This window comes from Paraburkholderia sp. (assembly GCF_036488505.1).
Classification (GTDB): domain Bacteria; phylum Pseudomonadota; class Gammaproteobacteria; order Burkholderiales; family Burkholderiaceae; genus Paraburkholderia.
The window spans coordinates 1-6476 of the sequence record NZ_DASXHN010000150.1; the positions used below are offsets into that span (position 1 = coordinate 1).

At 62.5% G+C, this 6476-nt stretch carries 4 protein-coding genes and 1 pseudogene; 2 read left to right on the plus strand and 3 right to left on the minus strand.

What is annotated here, in order from left to right:
• From VGH68_RS08570 to VGH68_RS08580, 3 genes are all read right to left on the minus strand, one after another.
• Positions 1-648: CoA transferase (locus VGH68_RS08570; protein WP_331603151.1), on the minus strand; the 648-nt coding region annotated here is incomplete at its 3' end.
• A complete protein-coding gene (locus VGH68_RS08575; RefSeq protein WP_331603153.1) occupies positions 645-1130 on the minus strand; it encodes an acyl dehydratase in 486 nt (161 codons plus the stop codon). The genes VGH68_RS08570 and VGH68_RS08575, both read right to left, overlap by 4 nt.
• A gap of 12 nt (positions 1131-1142) precedes the next feature.
• Entirely contained in the window at positions 1143-1730 is a 588-nt protein-coding gene (locus VGH68_RS08580) for an FAS1-like dehydratase domain-containing protein (protein WP_331603154.1), read from the minus strand.
• A gap of 67 nt (positions 1731-1797) precedes the next feature.
• On the opposite strand from VGH68_RS08580, the pseudogene VGH68_RS08585 reads away from it, so the two are divergent.
• Together VGH68_RS08585 and VGH68_RS08590 are read left to right on the plus strand one after the other, a co-directional pair.
• Positions 1798-2494: pseudogene (locus tag VGH68_RS08585) on the plus strand (Ldh family oxidoreductase); the annotation flags it as partial.
• A gap of 1020 nt (positions 2495-3514) precedes the next feature.
• On the plus strand, positions 3515-6373 hold the full coding sequence (locus VGH68_RS08590; RefSeq protein WP_331603155.1) for a beta-propeller fold lactonase family protein: 2859 nt from the start codon (positions 3515-3517) through the stop codon (positions 6371-6373).
• Positions 6374-6476 lie beyond the last annotated feature (103 nt).

The window sequence follows — 6476 nt, forward strand, 5'->3', positions numbered from 1 at the left end:
CCAGAGCGCGGCGTTCGCGGCCGCGACGCCGGTCGCGAGCGCCACTTCGCGATCCGCGCAAGCGACGGGTGGCTGCTGGTTGGGCGCATGCACCGGCCGCGCCTGATGAAACGCGTAGCCCGCGTGATGCGTGAGCGTGAAATCGGTGAAAGCGGCAAGTGTGTCCGCATCCGCGTGCGAGGTCGACGCGGATTGCCCGAACAACGTGCCGAATGGTGTGACCGCGAGCGACACCAGCGCGGGCTGGATCTTTCGCAACGTGTCGCCGTTGAGCGCGAGTTCGGCAAGGCGCGGCGCCGGCATCGACGTGATCAGCAGATCGGCCGGCTCGATCAGGCGTTTCAGCAATGCGGCGCCCGCCGGGTCCGAAGGATCGAGCGTCGCGCTCTGTTTGCCATGATTCAGATAGGCGAACAGCGCCCCATCTTCGCCGTAGGCCGAGTCCGCCGCGAACGGGCCAGTGTGCCGCAATGGATCGCCGCCACCCGGCGGTTCGAGCTTGAGTACGTCGGCGCCGAGATCGGACAGCACGCGCGCGCAGAACGATGCCGACATCGAGCCGCTCCATTCGATCACGCGCACGCCCGCAAGCGGCGCGGCGAGCGGTGCGCCGGACCCGCGCGGCGGCATCGCGGACGCGGCGCTCACACGGCCTCTTCGAGAACGGCGGGGTCGAACGGGTACGGCACGGGCGCGCCACGGCGCAGCGGCAGGACCACCGTCGCGCTGCCCGGCGTGCTTTCTTTGCCTTCCTGATTACGCAGGCCGATTTCCAGATGCACGAGACCATAGCCGCCGCGCCGCTCGCGTTCCGTCACGCGTCCCCACGCGGTAATCACATCGCCCGGCACGTTCATCCCGCGAAACTGGAACTTGAGCTTCCATGCCCAACCGCTCTCGCCGACCCAATCCGTCAGCAGTTGCAGCATGATGTGCTGCTTCCAGGAACCGTTGACCATCACGTCGGGCAGCTTGTCGTGCCCGGTCGCGAAGCGCCAGTCGTAGTGGATGCGATGCCAGTTCTCCATCGAAGCGGACCAGCGCATGATGTGCGCGGTCGTCATCGGACCTTTGACGACACGCGGAATCTCCATGCCGGGTTCGACGTCTTCAAAACATAGTGTGGGCATGCCCGTCCCCGCCTAGCGCATGATCTGCGTATTGGTGACCTTCAGCAGCGTTTCGCCGGCCTCGGTCGTGTAGGTTTCCTCGATGATGACGAACACCATCGGACCGCTGTTGCCGTCGCGCTGCACGATGTCCTTGTAGCGCGCCTGGCGCAGCACCTTCTCGCCAACGCGGGCGTAGCGATACAGCTCGTATTCATAGCCGCCGTTCAGATCGCGCGGCAATTCCACTTCCACTGCGGGCAGGCCGCTGAAGCTGCGGCTCAAGCCGTCGTAGTCCGGCTTGTTCATGTCGTCGAGTGGATCGGCCGAGTGCGGCGGCCGGCGAAACGCATGCACCGGAAAGCCCGGCGGCGCGACCACGCTGCCGTAGCGGCTCGTCGCCGCCCAGTCTTCGTCCCAGTAGCGGCGCGCATCGTCCATCGTCGCATGATGGAAGCGGCGCACTTCGCTCGCTTCGACAGGATGCGTTGAAACGACCCAGTCGGTTTGCGCGCCGATGATGGCTTTCACCTTGTCGGTGATGTATTCGTTGCTCACAGGTGTCCCCTCTTCGATCCCGGTAGCCGTCAGCGAGAAGATGCAGCAGGCACGGTGCTGCATCGGCGAGGCCAGTCTAGGTGAGCGGCAGTGCAGCGCACAATACTTGATCGTTGAATCAACGTCTTCCCTGGCCGCCTATCTGCTGCGCGCGACGGAGTCGAACCTGGTGATGATGCTCGCGAGTTCCGATCCGAATACGCAGAGCGTCGCGCCGTTCGGCGGCACGCGCGCGGTGTTCACGCCCAATCCGATTGCGCTCGGCGTGCCGACTTCGTCCACGCCGTTGCTGATCGATATATCAGCTTCGCTCACGACCAACGGCATGAGCGCGCGCCGCCACGCGAGTGGCCAGTTGTTCGATGAACCATGGATGCTCGATGCGCACGGCGACGCGACACGCGATCCCGGTGTGCTGTTCGCCGACCCGCCGGGCACGATTCTGCCGCTGGGAGGACTGTCGGCGGGGCACAAGGGCTTTGATCTCGCGTTGCTGATCGAAAGCGCTCACAGGTGGCCTGGCGGGATTGGGCCGCGCGGATCCCGCGCAGGGCTGGGGCGCAACAGTCTTCATGACGCTTTACGATCCGGCGGCATTTGCCGGCCTCGAAGCGTTGCGACGGCAAATGGACTGGCTAGGCGATGCGTGCCGCAGCAATCCGCGGCGCGTCCCGGACGATCCCGCGCGCTTGCCGGGCGAGCGCGCGATGGCGCGGCGTGCCGGGCAGCTCGCGCATGGCGTGCTGCTTCATCCCACCATCGCCGCGCCACTGCAAGCATGCGGCGCGCGGTACGACGTGCCGTTCCCGGTGACGTGCGACGTATGAGCGCCGTCGTTTCGAGTGTGAGCGATGGTCGTCACGAAAAGTGGATCGATGAAGAGGGTCCTGCGCCGCTGGTCGCGCGACAAATCAAGCCGCACTCGCATCGCAGATGCTAATGGCCGGCGCGTGGCCCCGAAAATATCAACACGACGATCAGATGCAGGAATCCCCACGCGAACAGCAGTGACAGCGGCACTGCCGCGATCGCGATCAACCTGCTCCAGCGCATCCGGGAGCATCGGACGTTAGCGTCATCGATAGCCCCGTGCGTGAGTGCCTTTACATCCCGCAGTGCCGCGTGAATAGTCGCCTGTGATCGCATGTAACAGTCTTCCCCGAAGAAACGTTCTTGTCTGCTGTTCAGCACTCTAGCCGTGCGGAGGAGTTGCATTGTCAAGCTTGGTGAACCCGAGATGACCGCGCAAAGGTCGGCCCGTCCGCGAAGAACCAGCCGCCCGCGCCTGCCGGTCGCCCGATACTGCGTCGAGGTGAACAGCGCCAGCGGTCGCGATGACAACCCGATGAAATTCGGCAACCGTTTCCGCTAGTCGCGCCTCGTCCGGCAAACCAGACCGATAAAAGCGGCGTTTCCGGCGCAATCCAATTATCCGGAAAGATAATTGAAAGAATATAAATTCATTTATCTGTCATATTTTCATTCAAATTAAAAGCAAATTAGCTTCGCAAAACTCCGAACTCCGCAGCGCGAACAACAACGATTGTCATTCGCTATTTTTTGATTTAAACATGTCATTCGCCTGACATTCAGCACTGACTAAATATGCGCGGTGCTGACAGCACCGGCATTGCGCCGGACCGGTGCTTCTCGCGCGAGCGAATCGCCAGCACATCTCCGCAATCAGGGGCGGCAGAACCGACCAATGATTCCATACGAATCCGCTTTGGCTATCTGTTTTGATTTCTTGGAGGAACAAAATGAGTCGTAATCGCAACTCAATTCATGCCGGATTAACATTAGCTTTATTCACCAGTTTTACGGCATTTGCGGCACCTCAAGGCGACATGCAGCTGTTGCCGACCGGCCAGTTCATTTCGCCGAAGGCGATTCCCGGTGCGGTGCAGCAGTTGCTGAACCCGCAACTCGCGGCGAAGCCGGCGCAAGTCGTCAGTGGCGCGATCAAGTCGCAACTCAGTCCGGACGGCAACACGCTGGCGGTGATCACCGCCGGCTACAACACGGTCTACACGGGCAGCAACAACAGCACGCTCGACAAGGCCGATTCGACGCAATACATCTTCATTTACGACGTCTCGGGCGCGAATAAGGCCAACCCGAAATTCGTCGAGGCCATCCATCAGAACAACGCGTTCGATGGCCTCGTGTGGAACGGCAACCAGACGCTATACGGCGCGGGCGGTGCCGACGACAAGGTCTACGTGTACAGCCGCGCGTCGGCTGCGCCGTCGGCTCGATGGGCCGCGACCAACGCGATCGCGCTGAACCACGCGGCGGGCATCGGTTCGGGCGTGAAGCCGAACGCTGGCGGTCTGGCTCTGTCCGCCGACGGCCGAACCCTGGTTGTCGCGAACAACTACAACGACTCGATCACGCTGATCGATACGACGTCGAACACGATCGTGTCGGAGTACGACCTGCGTCCGTTCAACACGTCGGGCCGCAATGGCGTCGCGGGTGGCGAATACCCGTGGGCGGTTTCGCTGAAGTCCGACGGCACGGCATTCGTTTCGTCGGTGCGCGACCGTGAAGTCGTGGTGCTGAACCTGGTGAATCCGGCCGCGCCGCAATTCATCAAGCGCATCTCCCTGGAGGGCAACGCCTACGGCATGGCCTTCTCGCCCGACCAGTCGAAGCTCTACGTCGCCGTGTCGAACGCCGACCAGATCGCTGTCATCGACACGGTGCGCCGCGACGTCGACAAGACGATCGACCTCGCTGTCCGGTCGGGCGATGACAACGGCAACGGCAACGGTCATGGCAACGGCAACGGCAACGATCACGGTGAGCACAACGGCAACGGCAACGGCAACAACAAGAACTACAGTGGCCGGGACACGGTCAACGTGACGGTGTCGAAAGACGGCAGAACGTTGTATGCGGTCAACAACGGTGACAACTCGATCGCGGTGATCGACCACGATGGCAATAACGGCTACCACGTGGCCGGATTCATTCCGACTGCCTACGCGCCGAAGGACATCACATTGAGCGCCGACGGCTCACAGATGTACATCATCAACGGCAAGTCGACCACCGGTCCGAACCCGCTTTACACGTCCGGCGCCACGGCGCAGTACCAGTTCGGTCTGGAGCAAGGCAGCCTGGTCAGCGCACCGGTCCCGGGCGAGAACGCGCTCGGCCGTCTGACCAGCCAGGTCGACGAAAACAACCACTACTCCGTCAGAGAGTCGGTAAGCGACCGCGAGGCGATGCAATTCATGCACGATCACGTCAAGCACGTGATCTATATCGTCAAGGAAAACCGCACCTTCGATCAGATCCTCGGCGATCTCGGCAACGGCTCGAACGGCGACCCGACGCTCACGATGTATGGCAAAGCCACTACGCCGAACTTCCACAACATCGCTGGCAACTTCGTCACGATCGACAACTTCACCGACCCGGGCGACGGTTCGATGGACGGCTGGTCGTGGGTGCAGCACGCGCACGTCACGCCGACCGAGGAAGTGTCGCAGCAGGAGAACTACGCTGGCGTGAGCCGCGGTATGTCGTATGAGTCGGAAGGCGCGAACCGCGGTCTGCCGGTTGGCCTCGCGACGACTGCCGCGCGCGACGCCGCGTCGGCCGGCGGCTTCACGTCCGCCACGTCGTCGCTGCCGGGGGGCGCCGCCAACGCGCTGCCGGGTATCGCCGACATCTCGGTGCCGGACGCGCCGTTCGGCTACCAGAAAGCGAACATCTACGATGCAGTGCTGCAAGCCGGCGGTACGGTTCGCAATTACGGCGGGATGGTCAACAACGCGGGCTCGATTGGCACGATTGCCAGCCCGCTGCTCAATCCGTCTGCCGCGAACAATGTACAGGCTCACCCGGTCAAGCCGACGCTCGTCAATCTGACGGACCCCTACTATCGTGGCTTCGACCAGTCCTATCCGGATACCTTCCGCGAACTCGAATGGAACCGCGAGTTCCAGCGCTATGTCGCGAACGGCAATCTGCCGTCGTTCGAACTCGTTCGCATGGGTTCCGACCACACCGGCAACTACGCGCAGAACGTGGGTCAGATGGGCTCGGCCGAGCAGGAAGAAGCCGACAACGACTTTGCGGTCGGCAAGCTGATCGAGACCGTCGCGCACAGCCCGTACGCGAGAAACACGCTGATCGTGGTCGTCGAGGATGACTCGCAGGCCGGTTCCGATCACGTGGACTCGCACCGCGCACCCGTCTATGTGGTCGGCGCGTACGTGAAGCAGCATGCCGTCGTCAGCACGCCGTACAACCAGGTCAACGCGATCCGTACCATGGAGGACGTACTCGGCACCCAGCACATCGACCTGAACACGGCATACGCGCAACCGATGGCCGACCTCTTCGACACTCGCTCGAATGGCTCGTGGACCTACACGGCCGTCGCGTCGACGATCCTGAAGGGTACCAACGTGGGCAATGTCGCCACGGGTGCGATCGGCAGCGGCAATGACGGCAACCAGTACGCCCAGGGCGCGGACATTCATCCGCTGCACGATGCGACTTACTGGGCAAACGCGACGAAGGACTTCGACTTCTCCAAGGAAGATCGCATTCCGCCGGATCTGTTCAATCGCGTGCTGTGGAAGGGCGTAATGGGTGACAAGCCGTATCCGACGCCGCACTCGATGTATACGAAAGTTGCCGACGAAGGCGCAAAGACAGTCGCCTCGACGGACGATGACGATGATTGAGTGGGCTGCACTGTTCGGCGTTAGCGCGCAAGGGCGCGATTTGCTCGATGCGTTGAACGCACAGTAGCCGCAAGCGGCGGGCGGCCGTCCATATGGACGGCCG